20 protein-coding genes are annotated in these 19,967 nt (G+C 66.1%); 5 read left to right on the forward strand and 15 right to left on the reverse strand.

Going from position 1 to position 19,967, the window contains the following annotated elements:
• Positions 1 to 595: 595 nt before the first annotated feature.
• The 3 genes from rpsN to rpmB are packed head-to-tail and all read right to left on the reverse strand — an operon-like array spanning position 596 to position 1,307.
• Positions 596 to 901 (reverse strand): 30S ribosomal protein S14, encoded by a 306-nt coding sequence (gene rpsN / locus ACFO0G_RS12670; protein ID WP_009358853.1) that lies wholly within the window; start codon positions 899 to 901, stop codon positions 596 to 598.
• Between the two features lie 2 nt (positions 902 to 903).
• Entirely contained in the window at positions 904 to 1,071 is a 168-nt protein-coding gene (gene rpmG / locus ACFO0G_RS12675; protein WP_013602737.1) for a 50S ribosomal protein L33, read from the reverse strand.
• Positions 1,071 to 1,307, reverse strand: coding sequence for a 50S ribosomal protein L28 (gene rpmB / locus ACFO0G_RS12680; protein WP_018763944.1), 237 nt, complete (start codon positions 1,305 to 1,307; stop codon positions 1,071 to 1,073). Before rpmB ends, rpmG begins: the two co-directional genes overlap by 1 nt.
• 315 nt (positions 1,308 to 1,622) lie before the next feature.
• Here rpmB and ACFO0G_RS12685 point away from each other — a divergent pair, with 315 nt between their 5' ends.
• The 3 genes from ACFO0G_RS12685 to ACFO0G_RS12695 are packed head-to-tail and all read left to right on the forward strand — an operon-like array spanning position 1,623 to position 4,442.
• On the forward strand, positions 1,623 to 3,089 hold the full coding sequence (locus ACFO0G_RS12685) for a ferredoxin reductase family protein (RefSeq protein WP_376978010.1): 1,467 nt from the start codon (positions 1,623 to 1,625) through the stop codon (positions 3,087 to 3,089).
• Entirely contained in the window at positions 3,086 to 3,646 is a 561-nt protein-coding gene (locus ACFO0G_RS12690; RefSeq protein WP_376978012.1) for an FMN-binding protein, read from the forward strand. The genes ACFO0G_RS12685 and ACFO0G_RS12690 overlap by 4 nt, the downstream gene beginning before the upstream one ends.
• Before the next feature lie 46 nt (positions 3,647 to 3,692).
• On the forward strand, positions 3,693 to 4,442 hold the full coding sequence (locus ACFO0G_RS12695) for an FAD:protein FMN transferase (RefSeq protein WP_376978013.1): 750 nt from the start codon (positions 3,693 to 3,695) through the stop codon (positions 4,440 to 4,442).
• A gap of 30 nt (positions 4,443 to 4,472) precedes the next feature.
• Here ACFO0G_RS12695 and ACFO0G_RS12700 read toward each other — a convergent pair whose 3' ends face one another.
• Positions 4,473 to 5,234 carry an SGNH/GDSL hydrolase family protein gene (locus ACFO0G_RS12700; RefSeq protein WP_286400241.1) on the reverse strand — a complete coding sequence of 254 codons (762 nt, stop codon included), beginning with the start codon at positions 5,232 to 5,234 and terminating at the stop codon, positions 4,473 to 4,475.
• A gap of 56 nt (positions 5,235 to 5,290) precedes the next feature.
• The gene (locus ACFO0G_RS12705; protein WP_286400244.1) at positions 5,291 to 5,776 is read right to left on the reverse strand and encodes a MarR family winged helix-turn-helix transcriptional regulator; all 486 of its coding nucleotides are present in this window, start codon (positions 5,774 to 5,776) and stop codon (positions 5,291 to 5,293) included.
• 59 nt (positions 5,777 to 5,835) lie between these two features.
• On the opposite strand from ACFO0G_RS12705, the gene ACFO0G_RS12710 reads away from it, so the two are divergent.
• Positions 5,836 to 6,141, forward strand: coding sequence for a YciI family protein (locus ACFO0G_RS12710; RefSeq protein ID WP_376978015.1), 306 nt, complete (start codon positions 5,836 to 5,838; stop codon positions 6,139 to 6,141).
• Here ACFO0G_RS12710 and ACFO0G_RS12715 read toward each other — a convergent pair.
• The 6 genes from ACFO0G_RS12715 to ACFO0G_RS12740 all read right to left on the reverse strand — a co-directional run bounded on the left by ACFO0G_RS12715 (position 6,138) and on the right by ACFO0G_RS12740 (position 12,279).
• Positions 6,138 to 6,983, reverse strand: coding sequence for an SGNH/GDSL hydrolase family protein (locus tag ACFO0G_RS12715; protein ID WP_376978017.1), 846 nt, complete (start codon positions 6,981 to 6,983; stop codon positions 6,138 to 6,140). The two genes, ACFO0G_RS12710 and ACFO0G_RS12715, sit on opposite strands and share 4 nt — an antisense overlap.
• A 148-nt stretch (positions 6,984 to 7,131) precedes the next feature.
• The gene (locus tag ACFO0G_RS12720; RefSeq protein WP_376978019.1) at positions 7,132 to 8,184 is read right to left on the reverse strand and encodes a siderophore-interacting protein; all 1,053 of its coding nucleotides are present in this window, start codon (positions 8,182 to 8,184) and stop codon (positions 7,132 to 7,134) included.
• Positions 8,181 to 8,996, reverse strand: a complete 816-nt coding sequence (locus ACFO0G_RS12725) for an ABC transporter ATP-binding protein (protein ID WP_376978021.1) — start codon at positions 8,994 to 8,996, stop codon at positions 8,181 to 8,183. Before ACFO0G_RS12725 ends, ACFO0G_RS12720 begins: the two co-directional genes overlap by 4 nt.
• A gap of 1 nt (position 8,997) precedes the next feature.
• Positions 8,998 to 10,041, reverse strand: coding sequence for a FecCD family ABC transporter permease (locus ACFO0G_RS12730; RefSeq protein ID WP_376978324.1), 1,044 nt, complete (start codon positions 10,039 to 10,041; stop codon positions 8,998 to 9,000).
• Positions 10,042 to 10,097: 56 nt separating this feature from the next.
• Complete coding sequence (locus ACFO0G_RS12735) at positions 10,098 to 11,180, reverse strand: FecCD family ABC transporter permease (RefSeq protein WP_376978023.1); 1,083 nt, start codon at positions 11,178 to 11,180, stop codon at positions 10,098 to 10,100.
• A 10-nt stretch (positions 11,181 to 11,190) separates the two neighbouring features.
• Positions 11,191 to 12,279, reverse strand: a complete 1,089-nt coding sequence (locus ACFO0G_RS12740; RefSeq protein ID WP_286400255.1) for an iron-siderophore ABC transporter substrate-binding protein — start codon at positions 12,277 to 12,279, stop codon at positions 11,191 to 11,193.
• A 357-nt stretch (positions 12,280 to 12,636) separates the two neighbouring features.
• On the opposite strand from ACFO0G_RS12740, the gene ACFO0G_RS12745 reads away from it, so the two are divergent.
• A complete protein-coding gene (locus ACFO0G_RS12745) occupies positions 12,637 to 13,131 on the forward strand; it encodes an FBP domain-containing protein (RefSeq protein WP_286400258.1) in 495 nt (164 codons plus the stop codon).
• Positions 13,132 to 13,185: 54 nt separating this feature from the next.
• Here the strand turns inward: ACFO0G_RS12745 and ACFO0G_RS12750 are convergent, their stop codons facing one another.
• The 4 genes from ACFO0G_RS12750 to ACFO0G_RS12765 all read right to left on the reverse strand — a co-directional run bounded on the left by ACFO0G_RS12750 (position 13,186) and on the right by ACFO0G_RS12765 (position 19,920).
• A complete protein-coding gene (locus ACFO0G_RS12750; RefSeq protein WP_286400261.1) occupies positions 13,186 to 13,857 on the reverse strand; it encodes a hypothetical protein in 672 nt (223 codons plus the stop codon).
• 183 nt (positions 13,858 to 14,040) lie between these two features.
• Entirely contained in the window at positions 14,041 to 17,505 is a 3,465-nt protein-coding gene (locus ACFO0G_RS12755) for an ATP-binding protein (protein WP_376978026.1), read from the reverse strand.
• The gene (locus ACFO0G_RS12760; RefSeq protein WP_286400267.1) at positions 17,502 to 18,470 is read right to left on the reverse strand and encodes a DUF4194 domain-containing protein; all 969 of its coding nucleotides are present in this window, start codon (positions 18,468 to 18,470) and stop codon (positions 17,502 to 17,504) included. Before ACFO0G_RS12760 ends, ACFO0G_RS12755 begins: the two co-directional genes overlap by 4 nt.
• A complete protein-coding gene (locus tag ACFO0G_RS12765) occupies positions 18,463 to 19,920 on the reverse strand; it encodes a DUF3375 family protein (RefSeq protein ID WP_286400270.1) in 1,458 nt (485 codons plus the stop codon). Before ACFO0G_RS12765 ends, ACFO0G_RS12760 begins: the two co-directional genes overlap by 8 nt.
• Positions 19,921 to 19,967 lie beyond the last annotated feature (47 nt).

Raw genomic sequence — 19,967 nt, forward strand, 5'->3', positions numbered from 1 at the left:
TTGAAACCAGCTAAAAACACCAAACCAATACCACAGGGGCGGCACGATTCGGCAAATTCAACCAATTACATACATAATCGGTATCAACAAACTTGGCACACTATTGAGTTCTCAAACAACAGACACACCCGGCACCACCCAAACCAAACATTCAGGATCGCTCCGGAGCAACTTTTCAAACTTACCCGATCCCCCGCCCCGAAGCAAATCCATCTTTCGGAATTCTTTTCGGTGGAAGATCGTTCCCAACCCGTTTCCAGCGCCCTAAAGAGCAACCAGATTTTGGCTTTGATTTTGGGAGTTTTTGGCCGCCCGGTGATCAGTTCTTCACTGTCTCCCCCGCGGCGACTTAGAAAACAATACACGCACTGGAGCCTCACCGCAAACCGTCGGGCGGGGCCGATGAAATCCCCGCGATTGCGCGGCAGGACGGGCCATTCAGGCACCCATCCCGGCTGCCGCCGTCGTAATTCCCCTGTGTGGGCTGCCGCACACGGCAGCCAGGGCACCCGGGCGCTAAGGAGTTAAACGCCGAAGGGCCGGCAACCCAAAGGTTGCCGGCCCTTCTCAAGCAGCTGGAATCAGCGGTGCTGGATTACCAGGAAGACTTGGTGATGCCCGGGAGTTCGCCCTTGTGTGCCATGTCGCGGAAACGGACACGGGAGATGCCGAACTTCTGGAAGGTGCCACGGGGACGGCCGTCGATGATGTCGCGGTTACGCAGACGGATCGGGGACGCGTTGCGGGGCAGCTTCTGCAGGCCCAGGCGGGCTGCTTCGCGTGCTTCGTCGGTTGCGTTTTCGTCAACCAGGGTCTTCTTCAGCTCGAGGCGCTTTGCAGCGTAACGCTCAACGATGACCTTGCGCTGCTCGTTGCGAGCAATCTTGGACTTCTTAGCCATGTTTAGCGCTCCTCTCGGAATTCGACGTGCTGGCGGATCTTGGGGTCGTACTTCTTCAGGACCATGCGGTCCGGGTCGTTACGACGGTTCTTGCGGGTTACGTAGGTGTAACCCGTGCCCGCGGTCGACTTGAGCTTGATGATCGGACGTACGTCCTTGTCCTTAGCCACTAGAGCTTCACCCCACGAGCCAGAATGTCGGCGACGACTGCGTCGATGCCGCGCACGTCGATGGTCTTGATGCCACGTGCAGAGACCTGCAGCGTGACGTTACGGCGCAGGGACGGAACCCAGTAGCGCTTCTTCTGGATGTTCGGATCGAACCGACGCTTGTTGCGGCGGTGCGAGTGCGAAATGCTGTGCCCAAAGCCCGGCTCGGCCCCGGTCACTTGGCAGTGTGCTGCCATGACTTCTCCTCAAGAATTGAAAGTAATGATCCGCATATCGGCTGCTGGACCATGCTGCTAAGGGCGACCCACAGAATGTACGGGCAACGGTTAGTTACGCAACTTGAGCCCCTAACTACCGGCCACCCTGGAGAAAATTACCGGGCAACCGGAGCAATTGCGCACGCTCCGCGCACTTAGCGCCTACCAAGTCTACGAGTTGACGCAATTAAAGACCAATCGGGTGTATAAGGGCGGCCACCGCCAGCCAAGGTCACAGCTTGGGGTTGCCCCTTTTCACAGCAGCGGCATAGCTTCGCCACGCATGTTTGATGCATGAACACGCAGCTCCTGCCGGCATCACCGGCCGCAAGCAGCTCCGGCCGCCCGGAGCTTTCAACTACGAAGAGACCGCCCCGCGGCTGGTTTGCCCGACAGTACCGGCAGCGCATGCTGCGTACGGACCTCCTGACCGTCATCGCCTGGTCGTCCGTCGCTGCCGCCATTGCCCTATGGCTTGCCGACGGCGGGGCCACCAACATCACGTCACCCGCCTCGCTTTTCACGGCGGCGGGGATCGTGGCCGGCTTGGCGGGCATGGACCTGGTCCTGCTCATGCTGCTCCTGGCCGCAAGGATCCCCTTCATTGACCGCACCATCGGCCACGACCGTGCGCTGGAGTTCCACGGCAAACTCGGGAAACCCTCCCTGTACCTGCTGCTGGCGCATGGGGTCCTGCTGGCCATCGGGTACGGCATGGCCGAAGGATTGGATCCGGTCAGCGAGTCCATCAACCTTTGGGTCCAAGTCCCCGACACGTGGCTGGCCTTCGTCTCCATGGTGCTGTTCATCGCCGTCGTCGTGACATCCCTGGTGGCCGTGCGCCGCCGCTTCCCGTACGAGTTCTGGTACGTGGTCCACCTGTTGACCTACGCGGCCGTGGCCACATCAATCCCGCACCAGTTCAGCGTGGGCGGCCTTTTTGCGGCCGGCACCTGGCAGCGCTGGTACTGGCTATCCATCTGCATCTACACCGGTTCGGCCCTGGTGTACTTCCGCATCCTGGAGCCGGTGCTCGCGACGGCACGGCATCAGCTCACCGTGGCACGGGTGGAAAGGGTGGCGCCGGGCGTGGTGAACATCGTCATGCGGGGCCGGAAACTGGACCAGCTCGCGGGAACGGGCGGGCGCTTCTTCATCTGGCGCTTCCTCGCCCCGGGCATGTGGTGGCATCCGCACCCGTTCAGCCTGTCCGCGGAACCCGTCTTCAGTGGGTCCGACGGCCAGGGGACGCTGCGGGTCACGGTCCGCGGCCTTGGCAACGGCTCCGCCCAGCTTCTGCGGTTGCGGAAAGGAACCAAGGTGGCGCTGGAAGGCCCGTACGGCCTGCTCAGCACGGCAGCCCGGACCAAGAACAAGGTGGTGATGATCGGCGCAGGCATCGGCATCACGCCGCTGCGGGCGCTGCTGGAGACCACGCCTTTTGCGCCAGGCGAGGCCACGGTCCTGCTCCGCGGCCACACGGAGCAGGAGCTGTATCTCGGCAGCGAGATCCTCGACCTCTGCCAGGCCCGGGGTGTCCGGCTCTTCCACCTCACCGGCCCACGGTCCCGCACCCAATCAACATGGCTTCCCGAGGACGCCGTGCGGAACGGTTACAGCCTCACCTCCTATGTGCCGGACATCGCGGATGCGGACGTCTACGTCTGCGGCCCGGCGGTGTGGGCGGCCAACGTCATAGCGGATGCCGGCAAGGCGGGCGTCCCCGAGGAACAGATCCATCACGAAAGGTTTGACTGGTGAAAATACGCGGAACAGTCGCAGCAGCCCTGGCCTCAGCCGGGATCCTCCTGGCCGGTTGGCAGACGGGAACGCAGGCAGGCGGCATCAGCACCGTCGCATCAAGTACGACGGCGGCAGGCACCACTGGTTCGACAGGCACCGGCTCGTCCGGCACGGGTTCGTCCGGGTCGGGGCCTACGGGGCCCTCCGGTTCTTCGGGCTCCTCAGGCTCGGCGGCTTCCTCCAGCTCCTCCGGGTCCTCAGGCTCGACCAGCTCCTCCGGTTCTTCGAACTCCTCAGCCTCCGGCACCTACAAGGGCAACACCGTGCAGACCCGGTTCGGCCCCGTTCAGGTCCAGATCACGGTGGCCAGCGGGAAGATCACCGATGTCACGGCCCTCCAGCTCACCAATACCGACGGCAAGTCCATCCAGATCAGCAACCGCGCGGCTCCCCTGCTTCGCAGCAAGGTCCTCGCGGCACAGTCGGCAAATATCCAAACCGTCAGCGGCGCCACCATCACCAGCGAGGCGTACCTGACCTCACTCCAGGCAGCCATCGATGCAGCAAACCTCTGACGCCAACGCGGCGACCAGCACACTGAAGGCGCGCACTTTTCAGTGCATGGGAACGGTCATCGGGCTCACCATGCCCGCGGACTCCCCCACGGAGGGGCAGCCGGGGTTCGATGAGCTCGGTGCCGCCACCGCCGTCGTCGAACGCCTTTTCCGGGACCTGGACGAAACGTTCAGCCTCTACCGCCCCGATTCGGAGGCCAGCAAACTTGCCAGGGGTGACGTGAAGCTTCCGCAGGCCTCGGCGCAAATGCGTGAGCGGTATGCCGAGGCCCACGAATGGCGGCTCCGGACAGAAGGCGCCTTCACCCCCGAGAGGCCCGACGGCGTGCTGGACCTTTCCGGGATCATCAAGGGGCACGCCATCCGCGAGGCGGGAACGTCGCTGCTGGCCCTGGGCCGGCGCGACTGGTGCCTCAACGCCGGCGGCGACGTCCTGGTCAGCGGCTCGCCGCGCCCCGGAAGCGCGGAACCGTGGAAGGCCGGCGTCGTGGATCCTGCCGACCGCCGCACCTTGATTACGGGCTACGCACTGGGCGGCACCAACCGCCATGCAGCCATCGCAACCTCCGGCTCCGCCGAACGCGGCGAGCACATCTGGCGGGTGGGGAACGACGGCGAATTCATCCAGGTCAGCGTGGCAGCAGCGGACATAGTTACCGCTGATGTGCTGGCGACCGCGATCGTCGCCGGCGGGACGCGCATGCTGAACCGCGCCGCGGACCACTGGGATGTTGCCGTGCTGGCCATCCGCGCCGACGGTTCCATGCTGGCAACGCCGGGCTTCCAGTCCTCCTGAAACGCACGGGACGGCCGGCGGGACTTCCCGCTACAGCCGGGTGAACTGCGGGTACTTGGGCTGGAGGTTGTCTCCGGATGACTTGCCCGTAACGCGGCGGACCACCCATGGCGCGGCGTACTCGCGGAACCACTGGGCGTTGGCGCGGATGGCTTCGGCACGGCTCAGTTCCGGAACGGGCGTGATGGGCGGAACATCGATGGAGTGGTCGTATTTGAGGACCTCAAGAACGCGCTTGGCCATGTTGCCGTGGCCGGCGGCGGACATGTGCATCCGGTCGTGGGCCCACATGCCCCAGTCGTAGTACTCACTGAAGCGCCAGTAATCCACCAGCAGGGCACCGTGGTCCCCGGCGATTCCGCGGACCAGCTCGTTGTAGATGGCGGTTCGGCCGCGCATGGTGCCAAAAACCTTTGAACCCCGGGCATCGAAACCGGTGAACATCACCACGGTGGCGCCGGTTGCGGTGAGCTTGCCGACGGCGTCGTTGTATTCCGCCAGGAGGTCGTCGATGTCCACCTTGGGACGTAGGATGTCGTTGGCGCCGGCGTAGATGGTCACCAGGGTTGGATTGAGTTCGACGGCGGCGTCCACCTGCTCAGCCAGGATCTGGCGGAGTTTCCTGCCGCGGATAGCCACGTTGGCGTAGCCGAAGTTTGGATCGGCGGCGCACAGCTGCTCAGCCACGCGGTCCGCCCAGCCGCGGACACCGTTGGGGCGGGTGGGGTCGTCGTCGCCAACGCCCTCCGTGAAGGAGTCGCCCAGGGCCACGTAGCGGGAAGTGAAATCCATGCGGTTAGTTTGCCACCCGTTGCCGGAAGCAACCAATCGGCTGTTCCCGTCCCCGGTCAGGCCTGCTTTTCGCGCAGGATCCAGTGGTCGGTGTCCAGCCGTCCCACCACGTTTTCGCCGATCCGGGCCAGGTCCAGCACGTCCTGCTCGCTCAGGGCGTCGAGGAACAGGTCGCGGACATCCTCCACATGGGCCGGGGCCAGCTGCACGATGGTGGCCATGCCTTCCTCGGTGAGGTGCGCGGTGGTCACCCTGGCATCGGAGGGGTGGGGGCGGCGTTCCACCCAGCCGCGCTTCTGCAGCTTGGTGACCACGTGCGAAAGGCGCGACAGGGACGCACTGCTGCGGGCTGCGAGCTCGCTCATGGGCAGGAACCGGTCCTCCGCTTCGGAAAGCATGGCCAATACCGTGTAGTCGAAGAGGGACAGCTTCCCTGCAGCGTGCAGCCTGGTATCCAAGGCCGCCGGCAGCAGGGTATTGATGCTCACCAGTGCCAGCCAGGCCCGGCGTTCGTCAGCGGTAAGCCAGCGGGGTTCGGTCATGGACCCCATTCTACGATTGATCTTTCAACCAGCTGCCCGGGCCCCGGTAGGCTTGCCGCATGTATGTTGTCTCCCTCACCTACCGCGTGCCCCAGGAGATCGTCGACTTCCACAACGACGCCCACATCGCCTGGCTGCAGAAGTCGTTCGACGACGGCGTGTTCATTGCTGCCGGCCGCAAAATTCCGCGCACCGGGGGCTTGCTGCTGTCGCAGGCTGAACGGGAAACTCTCGACGCCAGCCTGGCGCAGGACCCGTTTTACACCAATGGTGTTGCCGACTTCGAGGTAGTGGAGTTCCATGCGGGCCGGGTGGCCCCTGGGTACGAAAACCTGTTGGACACCCCACCCGCGCCCACTGCCTAGGGCGCGCTCCCGCCGTCGTACTTTTCTGCGGCCAGCTTCTTCAGCCCGCCTTTCCGCGGCACCTTCACGGGCTCGGGCCACCGGGGAGTGAGCGCGTCCCCCAGCGTCACGCCGCGGAGCTTTCGGCCAAAGAGCGGCAGGACCCAGTCGTGGACCCAGCGCCGCTGGCGCCTTTCCCATTCGCGCAGTCCCAGCCTGGGCTGCGGTTCCCAGTCCTTCGGCTTGATCTTGTGCGGCACGCCCAACTGGTCCAGCACCTGCCCGGCCAGGTATTTGTGGCCGGCCTTGGACATGTGGAGCCGGTCGGAGTCCCACATCCGCCGGTCGTGGAAGGCGTCCAGGCACCAGTAGTCCACCAGCACGGCCCCGTGTTTCTCCGCGATCTCCCGCACCCGCTGGTTGTAGTAGGTGTTGCGCTTCTTCAGCGGTTCCAGCAGCGCGGAGACCTTGACGTCGAATCCGGTGAAGAGGACAAGGACGGCCCCCGTGCCCGCGAGTTTCGCAACAAGTTGTTCGTAGTCCGCCATGAGCGCTGCCATGTCCGTTTTCAGGTCCAGGATGTCGTTGCCGCCGGCGTACAGCGTGACCAATGTTGGCCGCATCCGCAGCGTGGGTTCCAGCTGCTCGTCGATGATGTGCCGCAGCCGCTTGCTCCGAATGGCGAGGTTGGCGTACTTCCATCCGGGCTGCGCCTTGGCCAGTTTCTCCGCCACCCGGTCAGCCCACCCGCGCACCCCGTTGGGCAGCCGTTCATCCCGGTCCCCCACCCCCTCGGTAAAGGAGTCGCCAAGGGCAACAAACACCCGCCGCCCGGAGTCAGGAAGCAGGGGAACAGAGGGCACAGGCAAGAAAGTAGCAAAACAAACCAACGCAAGTACGACGTCGGGATGAACAGTAAGTGAGCGGGCGTTGCGAAAAAACCTGCAAAACCTGATGGGGCGTCGCAGGGAAAAGTGCGAAAGGTTAGCGGGCGTCCGGGGCGGGAGGCATTCACCCTTCGGCTTTGCCCTGCCGCCAGTACCCCATGAACGCCACCTGTTTCCGGTCGATACCCACGTCCCGGACCAGGTACCGCCGCAGGTCCTTGATGACGGCTGCTTCGCCGGCGAGCCACGCGTAGAAGGGCAGGGCACCGGATGGCAGGTGGGGGTTCCTGGTGGCGCTGATGTCCGCCGTGTCCAAGCGCGCGGGTGTCTCCCACAGGATGTCTTCATCCACATCGACGTCTTCGGGCTCCGGCCCGGCTCCGCCGTCGTCCGTTGTGATGCCCACCCAGCCCGGTACGGGGATTGCTTTGCGGACGGCTTCCTGCAGCAGTTGGCCGTGCGCCCGGGAACGGCCGGGGGCGGCGCCGCGGGCCAGCCAGGTAATTTCAATGTCGGCCGGGGAGCTGAGGTCCAGGAAGTCTCCGGCCTGGGGAACCTCCAGAAAGGCGTGCCCGCTCATGTAGGGCGGAAGGGCCTCGAGGATCGCGGAGATGGCCGGAACCGCGGTTTCGTCGCCGGCGAGCAGGATGCGCTGCGCCAGGCCTGGGCGCCACTCGATGCCCGAGTAGGTCCCGGCGGTGACACAGTGTGCGGCCCGGTTGTTCGGACCGATGATCGTGATGGCGTCGCCGGGCTTGGCATTCAGCGCCCAGTTCGCCGCCGGCCCGCCGTTTCCGTGCGTGTCAAAGTGCCTGACGAAGTCGACATCGAGTTCCGGGTACACCGCATCCAGCCGCGCGTCGCGCACCGTATACGTGCGCATCGAGCCACGCACCTCCGGGTCCATGGCCAGCCAGTCCCGGTACCAGCCGGCCTGGGTGGTTTGGACGGCGGGAAGCGGAAGCGGTGAGCCATCCGCTGCCGACGACGGGATCAGAAGCTTGATCCGGAGATCGAGCGTGTCGCCGTGCACGCCGAAATCGCGCAAGGAGTAACCGCCGAATGTGATCCTGCGGAACGAGGGACTGAGCTGGCGGACTGCTGACACCGTGACCTCGAAGGCCAGGCTCATGGGCTGGGCGCTCACCTGCCGGGCGGCGTTTTCAGTGGTCTTCATGACACGGGCTCCAGTTCGTTGGCGGTGGCGTGATGGCGTCCGATGGGGATGATGAGAGGCGTGCCGGAGACGGGGTCCGGCATCACCCGGCTTTCAAGGCCGAAGACCTCGCGGACCAGCTCCTCGGTGACCACATCTTCCGGGGCACCCATCGCCGCCACCGCGCCGTCCTTCATGGCGATGACGTTGTCCGCATAGCGGGCAGCGAGGTTGAGGTCGTGCAGGACGATGGCCACGGTTGTGCCGCGAGTGCCGTTCAGGTCCGTCACCAGGTCCAGGACCTCCACCTGGTGCGCCAGGTCCAGGAAAGTAGTGGGTTCGTCGAGCAGCAGGACCTCTGTTTCCTGCGCAAGTGCCATGGCAATCCACACCCGCTGCCGCTGGCCGCCGGACAGCTCGTCCACGTCCCGCCCGGCGAGTTCCAGCGTTCCGGTGGCTTCCAGCGCACGCTGCACCGCGGCGTCGTCCTTTCCGGTCCAGCTTCGGAAGAAGCCCTGGTGCGGGTAGCGGCCCCGGGCTACCAGGTCACGGACAGTGATGCCGTCCGGCGCGGTGGGATGCTGGGGCAGCAGGCCCAAGCTGCGGGCCAGTTCTCGCGCCGGGCGGGTGTGGATGTCCCTGCCGTCTAGGGCCACGGCGCCGGCGGCGGGTTTGAGGAGCCGGGTCAGGCCGCGGAGCAGGGTGGACTTTCCGCAGGCGTTGGCACCCACGATCATGGTCACCTTGCCTTCCGGGATACGGACGCTGAGCCCGTCCACCACGGAGCGCTGGTGGTATTTGAGCGTCAGGTTGCGGGCTTCCAGAACTGCCACGTCAGGCTTCCTTTCGGTTGGCCGTGACCAGCAGCCACAGCAGGAACGGGGCACCGAGCGCGCCGGTGATGACGCCGACGGGCAGGACCGTGCCGTCGAGCAGAAGGGGTGCCAGGTTCGCGGCGACGTAGTCCGCAGCGAGGACGATCAGGGCACCAACAAAAGCCGACGCCGGAAGGCTGGCTGTGCCGGTAAGGCGGCGGGCGATTGGACCGGCCAGGAAGGCGACGAACGAGACCGGGCCGGCGGCCGCCGTCGCCACTGCTGCCAGCGATACCGCGGTGACTACCAGCGCCAGCCGCGCCCTGTTCACCCGGACTCCGAGGCCGGCGGCAGCGTCATCCCCGAGTTCCAGGATGCGCAGCGGCGCGGCGACCACCCCGGCGGCGGGTACGAGCGCCGCGAGCGCCAGGAGCAGCACGCCGGCCCGGTCCCAGGAAGCGGAGTTCAGGGAGCCGTTGAGCCAGACAAGCGTGTCCGCGGCGGTGCGGATATCGGCCCGTGACATCAGGAAGCTGACCACGGCCTGAAGTGCGGCCGCGATGCCCACGCCGGCCAGGACCAGCCTGTTTCCCGCGGCGTTCCCGCGTCTGGTTCCTCGGAGCTTTCCACCGCTGGAGATTGCGTAGATGAGCGCAGCCACGGCCAGGGCACCCGCCAGCGCCGCCCCGGACACTGCGGCACCGGAGGCGCCGAAGACGACGATGGCAACAACGGCGGCGGCGCTGGCCCCCGAGCTGATGCCGATCACGTCGGGGCTGGCCAGCGGATTCCGCAGCATGGTCTGGAACAGAGCGCCGGCCAGGCCAAAGGCGATTCCGATCAGGGTGCCGATGACGGCCCGCGGAAGCTTGTTCTCCATCACGATGAAGCTGGCGCCCGGAATCTTCACGCCGCCGGTGAGGTGGTTGAAGACGATGGTGAAGAAGTCCGGAATGGTCACCGTGTAGCTGCCCAGCAGGACGGATGCGAAGAACAGGATCACGACGGCGGCAGCCAGCACCGCGGTCCGATGCGGTCGCCCCCGTCCCCCGCGTTGCTCCATCACTTTTGGTCCCTTAGGGCCGGTTTTGGCAGCCATATCTGATAGGGCAATGCCGGTCACAGGCCTGCCCCCTTCCCGCGGCGGACCAGCCACACGAACACGGGGGCGCCGATCAGGGCGGTCATGATGCCCGCCGGGATCTCACCGGGAAGCAGCACCACCCTGCCGATGATGTCCGCGCCCAGCAGCAGGGCGGGGGCGGCCACCAGGGACAACGGCAGGATCCAGCGGTAGTCCGGGCCGGTGAGGAAGCGGACGGCGTGCGGGATGACCAGGCCGACGAAGCCGATGGGTCCGGCCAGCGCGGTGGCCGTGCCGCACAGCAGGACAACCCCCAGGGCAACTAAGGCGCGGGACAGGGCCACGCGTTGGCCCAGCCCGCGGGCAATGTCGTCCCCCAAGGCAAGGCTGTTAAGGGTCCGCCCTGCCAGCAGCACCACCAGTGCACCGGCCGCCAGGAACGGCAGGCCCGGCAGGAGCACCGACCAGTCACGGCCGGCGATGCCGCCCACCTGCCAGAAGCGGAACCGGTCAAGGGTGTCCTGGCTGGAAACCAGGATCACGTTCATGAGCGAGGACAGCCCGGCACTCAATGCTGCTCCCGCCAGCGCGAGCTTCACCGGAGTGGCTCCCTCCCGGCCCAGCGAAGCAATGAGGTATACGACGACAGCAGCTGCGGCTGCCCCGGTGAACGCGAACCAGATGTAGCCGGTGAAGGTGGTCACGCCGAACAGGTAGATTCCGGCGACCACCGCCAGGGCCGCTCCGGCGTTCACCCCGATGATGCCGGGATCGGCCAGCGGATTGCGTGCCACACCCTGCATCGCCGCGCCGGCCAGGCCCAGCGCGCCGCCGGCCAGCAGGCCCAGGACGGTCCGCGGGATGCGGGCGTGCACCACGGCGTGGTCCCCGTTTGCGGGATCGAACGCGGCGAGTGCCTGCCACACGGTGCCGATGGGAACCGCGCGGGCACCGACGGCCAGCGAGGTGCCGGCCAGGAGCACCAGCACAACGACGGCGGCCAGCAGCGAGGCGGCCCGTCTCCTTCCCGGAGCATCACCGCGGAGGGTGCCCGGGGCTGCCATGGCCGGCACCCGGGTGCCGTTGTCCGCTGCCGGACGCGCCGTCGTCGTACTCATTGAGGTGCGCCTACTTCACTGCATTCGCTGCTGTGGCCAGCTGCGGGAGGAACGTGTCCAGGGACCACGGCAGGCTCAGGGGCGACGAGGCCGAGATGGACAGGGTCAGCGTGTTGTCGGAATCGGCCACCAGGGCGCCATTTTTGATGGCCGGGATCTGGCCGAGGAGCGGATCCGCCTTGATCGCGCCTGTGGTGGAGGTATCGGGAACCCAGGTGACGAAGATGTCCGACTGCAGTTCGTTGGCCTTTTCGGCGGACCACGGAATGTAGAACTCTTTGGAGCCCCTGGAGTTGTCTGCCACCACCGGGGCCAGGGTCATGCCGATTTCGCTGAGGAAGCGGGGGCGGTTGTCGTTGGCGGTGTAGACGTTCACGCCGTCGCCCTTGGCGGGCTCCAGGTTGCCGTAAATGAAGCTCTTGCCCTGGATCTGCGGGTACTGGGCAACCTTGTCCTTGACGGTGGCCTCGGTGTCGGAGACCAACTTGGCGGCTTCGGCGTCCTTGCCCAGGGCTTTGCCGATGATGGTGGTTGCATCCTGCCAGGACGTTCCATAAGCCACCCCGGGGTGCGCCACCACGGGGGCGATTTGGCTGAGCTTCTTGTAGTCCTCTTCCGTCAGGCCCGAGTAAGCGGCGAGGATGACGTCCGGGCTGAGCTTGGCGATCTCGGTGAAGTTAATGCCGTCCGCTTCCGAGTACTGGGCGGGGGCCTTGGCCGAACCGAAGCCCGCGCCCAGTTTTTCGAGTGCGGCGTCCTTCCAGAGGGTGGAGCCCTTGTCGTTGCCGCCCCATTCATTCTTCGGGACGCCCACCGGCACCACCCCCAGGGCGATGGCGACGTCGTCATTCACCCAGGAGACGGTGGCAACCCGGGTGGGCTGCTTCTCGATGGTGGTTTCGCCGTACGCGTGCTTGATTGCGACCGGGAACTGGGCGTTGCTGCCGGAGCCCGTGGCGTCCGACACCGGCGTGGCGGGTCCGGTGCTGCAGGCGGAAAGCGTGAGGGCCGCTGCCACCAGTACTGTCACTCCCTTGCCGGCAGAGGAAAAGAGGGCCCGGCGTGTTGAAAGAGGGCCGGGGAATAGGGGGTTGGTCACGGGGCTCCTTGAATCAGGCTGATCAAAAACTTAAGTAAGGCTAACCTATGTAAATCCGGATTACGCAACACTTTTATCACCTAATATCCGAAGGTGACGAACACCACATAACGGCAGCAGTCCTTGGACAGGAAGCAGCTGAACTGGCAGGATGTCCTGTGCCGGACCGGCGGCATAGACACCGGAATGCTGAACAGGAACAGGACAACGGGAACGATGCGCACGCAGAAGGTCACTTGGACCGCCGCTGCCGTGGAAAGCGGGGTGGCCGCTTTGGCCTGCACCGCGGGGACTGACTGACCCCCTTGTTACCCTGGCCCGGGCTCCGGGCCGCCCACCCTTTAGGAAAGTTCAGCCATGCAATTAGTCACGCCTCAACAGATCCGTTCATCCTTCGTCAACGCCAGCCGCTCAGAGGCTGCCAAGCTCACGCTGCCCAAGAACTTCGACTTCCTTGACTGGGACAACCTGGAGTTCCTGGGCTGGCGGGACGAGAAAATGCCGTTGCGCGGCTACCTGGTGGTCCCCGGCCCAAAGGGCATCACCGGAGTGATGCTCCGGGCACCCGAAGGCGGCGCGAGGAAGAACCGCGCCGTGCTGTGTGAGCTCTGCCGCGACGTGCACTCCAAGGACGACGTGCTCCTTTGGGTCGCCAAGCGCGCCGGCCAGTCAGGGCGCAACGGCAACACCGTGGGAACCCTGATCTGCGCCGACTTCCTCTGCTGCGGCAACGTACGCAAGGAACCGCCGGTCAACGAGATCAACCCGGACCCGGCGGCCGTCGTGGTGCGCCAGATCCAGGGCCTGCAGGAACGCACGGCGCAGTTCCTGGGCAGGGTGCAGTCGAAGTAGCAGGCGCAAGGAAGCCCCGTTCGCTGAGGTGGACGGGGCTTTCCCGCGTGCTGGTCAACGGTAGGAGAAGCTCACCAGCACCGCCTTGAGCGCCTGGCCTTCGGGGCCCCAGTACCAGGCCTTGGCCGCCTCATCATTGGTGAACGGCTGCGGGTCGAACAGGACGTTCGCGCTCAATACCCGGCCGCCAAGAAGCACCGGGCCTTCCCGCACCTGTCCATCCGGAGAGACAGGCAATCCGGCCGTGAGTTCCATGCGGTATCTTGCGGCGCCTCCGCTGCGGTCTACAAAGAACGACGAATGCGGCGTGGGAACAGAATGGTCCCGGAGGCCCGGGACAGGATCTGTTTCGATGACGGTCCGGTTGGCAGAGCCGGCCACGACGTCGGCAATTTGGCCGTAGTAGATGTTGATGCGGCTGTTTCCTTCGGCATCGTGGACCATGGCCGTTCCCACGTACGGAGTCTTGGACGGCTCGAAAAGCTCCACCGTCCAGTCCGCCGGATGGCTGAAGGACAGCCGGCCATCGGGAAAGGTGAAGGTTTCCGGCCCCGCGGGAGCCTTGATTGACGGCGGAACGGCCGCCGTCGTGGGTGCGGCCGCCACTGCCGTAGACGGCCCCGCAGAACCGGCGGTTACGCGGCCGCTGATCGAGCAACCTGCCACGCAAAGCACGGTGGCGGCGACTGCGGCGAGGAGGAATGCGGCACGCTGGAGTCGGCGCATGGAGGTGCCTTTCAAGAGGACGCCATTGTTCTCTTTTGGAACTGTGCGGACCCAGCATCCCGCAGTACCTATGGGATTTATTCAGGCGAGGTGTGTTTGGTCATCCCAGAGTGGCACAACGCGAACAGCGGCCACCATGGCCCCCGCAATAAATCCATCTATTTGTTATATTGCCCGGCCGTCTCAGCGCAGGACAATGTCCACCGGGTTTGCCTCGGACCGCCAGGCGCCTTCCTCCCCCGGACGGGGCCGGATAACGGGCGCGGTAAGGACGCCGGAGCGGTTGGTGCGCCGGTCCCGGAGGATCTCGGTCACGGATCCCAGGTGCCGGGACAGGTCGATTACGTTTTCGGGAGCCGCGAGCAGCAACTGGAAGCCGAACTCGTGCAGCGCCTTGATCCCGGCACCTGCAAACTCCTCGGAGGCGAGCACGAACGCCTCGTCCATCATCACCGTCCCGTAGGTGGTGAAGCCCTGCTCGGCAATGCCCAGCTGGTAACTCAGGGCCGCGGCCATGATGAACGCGGTGAACCGCTGCCGCTCGCCGCCGGACATGGAGCCGGTGTCGGCGTGCATGAACACGTCGGTCTTCTTTCCGCCACGGGGACCGGTAACTTCCCGGTGCTCTTTGCACTGGATGAACAGGTGCCCGCGCACGTCCAGCACCTCGGCCCGCCAGCGCCGGTCCTCGGGTGCCTGGGAACCGAGCCGCTTGACCAGCGTTTCCAGGGATTTGTAGCGGGCGGTGAGCTCGCCGTCGTCGTCCCTGTCCGGACCGGGACCGTCTGCGCGGCCGGCTTCAGCTTTGGCCGGCCGGGTGTGCCGCGCCTTCAGTGCGTTCTGGATGGCGTCCTTGAACTGCTTGGCTGTGGGCGGGAGCGTCTGCTTGATGTCCAGTTCCAGGTAGCTGCCCTCGTGGAAGTTCACCTGCGACAGGATGCCGTTCAGGGGCAGGATGCGGCTGGTGATGGAGCGGCGTTCCTCATCCAGCAGGTGCAGCAGCGTGCTGAAGGATTCGTGCGTGCGCTGGTTGAAGAACTGGCGGAACTCCGCTTCCTGCGCGGGCAGGCCGTCGTTGACGATCGCGTGATAGCGGGCCTCGAATTCGCTGGCCGCGCCAATGCTGGTGCCGTGGTCCGCCGAGATGGCGCTGCCCCACTCGCGGACGAAGCCTTCAAAGATGCGGGTGAGCCGCTCAGCCGTAGCCTGCCCCCGGGATTCAGCGGCGTGCAGTTCGCCCAGCAGCGCGGTTCGGACCCGGTTGGCCAGGTTGTCCAGCTCGTGCATCTCGGTGACGTCGCCGAATTCCGCGAAGTACGGTTCCAGGGCTTTGACGGTGGCGTCCGACGGCGGCGCCTGGCGCAGGCGGTCACGCGCGGCTTCCAGCAGGGCATCCGCAGCCGTCAGCTGGCGGTCGAGCGCCTTGTATTCGCTCTGCAGCACCGCGGCGGATTCCGTGCTCGACTGGTGCTTCTGCCGGACCTCCTCGATGGTGGCGCGCAGTGGCTCCAGGTCTGCCTGGGCAGCCAGGGCGTCCTTGAGCCGCTGCTCGATTCGCGCCAGCTCATCGGCGGCCACCGCGGCAGATACCTGTTCCCAGGGGCGGTCGTCCTCGGCGATCCGCCGCAGCGCGTCGAGCTGCCTGCTCATGCCCTGGTGCGAGTCTTCACGGCTTTGTGCCAGCTCGGCGGCCTTGGCCACTTCCTGCCGGAGGTCCTCCACCTGGGCCGCCACGAGTTCCAGCTTGGCGGCGTTGTCGAAGCCGAGAACATAGTCCTGGCGGCTGGTGAAGCGGTCGTCCTTTTCCACCGTGTGCCGGTTGCGCTTGACCACGCCGCCCAGGCTCAGGCCCTTGTCCAGGGAGGCCAGTTCGTCCGGGTCTTCCACGCAGGGGTAGGCGAAGTCGAGGGCGATCCGTTCGCGGACCCATTCGCCGGCTTCAGCAGCCGTGCCCGAGGCGAGGATGTCCAGCTTGGTGAGCAGGTCGTCGTCGCGCACGTCCTCCACGGCGAGCGCGCCGCCGGCGAGCGGCTTGGAGACGTCCACTGCCCGCAGCGCGCCGCGGACGTTGTGGTCGTTGAGGTACCGGGTCACGGCGCCGAAGTGCTCGCCGGGAACCAGCAGCGTGGTGGCCAGGTTGCGGAGCGCGCGTTCGGCGGCGGGACGCCACCGTTCCTCCCCCTCGGCGAGGTCCATGAGCTCACCGGCGAAGGGCATACGGTCCTCGGGGATGCCGGTTGCCGCGGCAATGGCGGCGCGGTTTTCGATGCTCGACGGCGGCAGCAGGGACTTGCGGGTCTTCAGCGAGACGAGTTCCTGCTCAGCCGCCGCCAGTTCGCGTTTCCGGCCGGCGTGCGCATCGAACGCCTCGAACCTCAGCTCCTGCAGGGCCTGCGAATCATCCTTCAGCTCAGCGGACCGTGCCGCCGCCTGCTCGTGGGCCTGCTCCCAGCCGGCGGCGCTCCACTCCAGCTGCAGCCCGGCGTCGGCCAGTGCCTGCTGGGCCGCCTCCTCCACCTGCTGGCGGAGCTTCAGGCCAACCCGAGCGTTCTCGAGCGACTGCTCGATGGCAGAGATCGCGTTGCCGCCCTGGTTGTTGTAGTCGGTTTCCAGCTGCCGCAGCTCCTTGGCCAGGCCGTCCCGGACCGCACGCTCGGCGCCGAGTTCCTTGGCCTTTGCCTGCGCCAGCTCGCGGAAACGGACCAGCGTCTTCTGGTGGACCGTGACGGCGAGCTGCTGCTTGTACGCCTCGAACTCCTCGCCCACCAGTTCCCGGAGCCGGTTGGCGTCCAGCAGCGACTGCGCATACTCCCGGTTCATCCCCGGCACCGGCGCCAGCTGGTCGCGCTGCTGCCGCACGTCCTCCAGCCGCTGGCGGATGGACATCAGGTTGCTGAACTCCTCCACCACGTCGTCCGCGGCGGCCAGCGTTGCCGGGGCGTCCAGGACCTGGTCGCGGAAGAAGGTGTTGACGCTGCCGCCGAGCCCCTTTCCCGCCTGGATGACGCGCAGCAGGGGCAGTGCCTGGTCCGAACTGATCCCCAAAAGGCGCCGGAACCGCTCCGCGAAAGCCTTGTGCACGTCGAAGACCTGGGCGTGCGGGAAGATCGTTTCCAATGCACCCTTGGTGAAACGCTTGTCCGCAATCCCCTCGAGTAGCTCCAGGTCCAGGGGCACGTTGTCGATCAGGTAGAAGCGGCCAACACTGGACTCCGTGCCGTTCTTGGGCAGGTCGAACAGCGCCGACACCGTCACCCGCGTGCCGGCGGCGTTATCGAACGTCAGCGCGACGGCGGACCATGTGGCACCGGGGCGCTGGAAGGCACTCGCCGACCCCTCGCCCACGGCCTTGTCGCCCACCTTGCCGCGCATATACGTGAACGTGGTCCGCTTGTCCTCCACGGCACCGCCCGACCGCTGCGCTGCCGCCTCATTCGACCGCGGCCGCGCATCGAAAACCCGCAGCATCGCATCGAACAGCGTGGACTTACCCACGCCCGAATTACCCGTCAGCAGCGTCCCGTTCCGGTCCACGTGCATCGTGTGCGCCCCGTGGAACGTCCCCCAGTTGACCACCTGCACCAACGCAAGCCGCATCTGCCCCGGATTGGTCACGTCCCCCAAGGGAAGCATGCTCGCGATACTCACTTGGCTTCTCCTTCAGGTTCTGCTGCCGGCTCGCCTACCGCGGCACCACCGCTCGTGGCTGGAACCAGTGCACTCAAGGGAGACGACGCCGATGCCGCCCCGGGAGTGGCATCGGGCCTGTCGGAGCCGGGCGCATCGTCCGCAGGACGTATGCCGACCGGCGAAGGGGCGGGGGCGGCATCGGCGTCGTCGTCCTCCGCGGAAGAATCACCGTCGAGGTCGAGCATCGCCTCTGTGCCGGTGGGGTCTGCCGAGGCCGCTACCAAAGCCTCGATGTGGGCCGGGATGTCGCCGATGTTTTCGAACGGCAAGGCCAGGGGCAGGGCGTTGGAGATGGTGTAGACGTCGTCCAATCCGGTGGGGAGCAGGAGTTGGCGGGCCAGGAGCTTGGTGATGGCGCGGGTGACCACGTCGGAGTCGCGCAGGGCGTCCTGCTGTCCGGCGGGCTGGTAGTGCGCCACCAGGTCCGTGATCTCCTCGCGGGTGATGGTGGGGTCCGTCTGGGCAGTGACATGCCGGTCCAGCAGCAGGCGCAACCGGAGCAGCACGATGGTTTCCACCCGGCTGAGGGCGCGCTGCTGGCGCAGGATGCTGGACCGGGTGTTGCCGCCGATCACCTCCGGATCCACGGGACGCAGGACGGCGATCTTCCGCTCATGGTCCAACTGCAAGGTCAGGAACAGCTCGGACAGGCGGCTGCGCAGGATCACCTGGTTATCCAGCAACACGGTCCAGAGCTTTTCGTCCCGGCCGCCGTCAATGTAGGGGCCCTTGAGGAGCTTCACCAGGGCCTGGCGCACCTTCATGGACAGAACGCCCGTGTCGCCGGGGAACAAGGCAGCGCCGTCGACGAAGGTGTCGCGCGGTGAGACGGCGAAAGGACGCTCGGCCGCCGGTGCAGCCTCAGCTTCGGGCTGGATGTCCGCCGCTTCGTCCAGCCCGTTGTCGTGTGAAACCTCAGTCATCTGAATCCTTTGCGAGCGTGACCACCGGCAGGTAGGCCCTGCGGGTGGAGCCGTCTATCTGTTCGAAGTCCAGGCCCTGGTAGTCGCTGCGGTTAAAGTCGGCCCCGGCGTGAAGGGCCTCGGACAGGAGGGCGCGGATGGAGTTGATGTGCTGCTCTTCGGGCGGCAGCTGCTGCCAGGCGTCGGCGAGCGTCCCGGCCCCTGCCATGGCCGCCCGGACCACGGCAGGTTTGGCCTTGCCGGTCCTCGGCGAGCGCACCCGGTCCGAGTCGGTGAAGGCGATCGGATCGGCCAGGCGGGGCGGTGCCGCAAACTCATCCGGATCGAACAGCTTCACCATGGACAGGGACTCGAAGCCGGCGTTGTAGAGGACGGGTCCGGGGACCAGGCCGGGGCGTTCCCGCTCATAGGGGAGGGAACGGATGGCCTGCTCAGCTTCGCGCAGGACCTGCCGCAGCCTTACCGACTGGCGGAAGTCGTCGCTCTGGACGTATGTATTGAGGCTCTCGCTGAGCTTGCCGTAGATGCGCTGGATCTGGCTGTGTTGCTGGCGGAGCTCGGCTACCAGGTTCTTCAGTGTTTCCCGGTCATCGGGAGAGAGGTCGTCGGCGAACTGGCGGCTCAGCACCTCGCCGATCGCAGACCGGAAGCGAAGCTGCTGCTGCGGGTCCTCGAGGAACGCGGTGAACGAACGGAAAGTACGGCCCTCCGGGCTTTGGCGGAGACGCTTATCCGCCTCCAGGACCTGTGCCATGGTGGCACCCTTGGTCAGCGACTCCTCGATGATCTGGTTGCGGAGCCCGCCCACCAGCTCCTCAATCCGGTCACGCATCTTCTTGTAGTCGGCGGGGAGGCTGGCGGCCAGGTCCAGGATGTTTCCGGCGGCCTCCACGGCTTCGTCGTCGTCCAGCAGGCCGTCGAACTCGCCGGTGTTGATGTCCTGGATCAGCTGCTGGCGCTCTCCGATTTCCTCTTCCAGGGCCTCGAGCCGGGCGCTCTGGTCCGGGTTGGTTTCGTTGGCGAGCTTCTCCACGTCGCCCAGCAAGGTACCCAGGCGGGAACCGTTCAGGGTGGACCGTTCACTGGAGAGGCTGTCCAGGAAGGCGAGCACACGGGCGGCAGGCTCGGTGGCCTCATAGACAATCTGTGCGGACTGGTTGCGGCGGGTCAGGAACTGCCGCCGGGTCCATTCATCGCCAAAGGCCTTACCGTTGGCCCCTCCGCCCAGCCCGGGATCCTGGCGCCGGAGCTCCTCAAGGAAGGTGTCGACGTCGGCATGGAACTCCTCAAGCGGCACCTGCGGCCGGGTGCGGGTAAAGGAAGCCTGCAGCACCGCGATCACCCACGGCGCGGAACGCGTCAGGGCCCAGGCAGGTCCCTTGGTGAGGAGTTCGAGGTCCCGGAGCCGGGCGCTGATGGCGTCAGCGGATGACCTGGCGGAGCGGGGCACACACTCTCCTTGGGCTGTTGGCTATTGGACTGTTCCGGGGACGGGGC

It is taken from the genome of Arthrobacter sedimenti (genome assembly GCF_042652025.1).
Lineage (GTDB): Bacteria > Actinomycetota > Actinomycetes > Actinomycetales > Micrococcaceae > Arthrobacter > Arthrobacter sedimenti.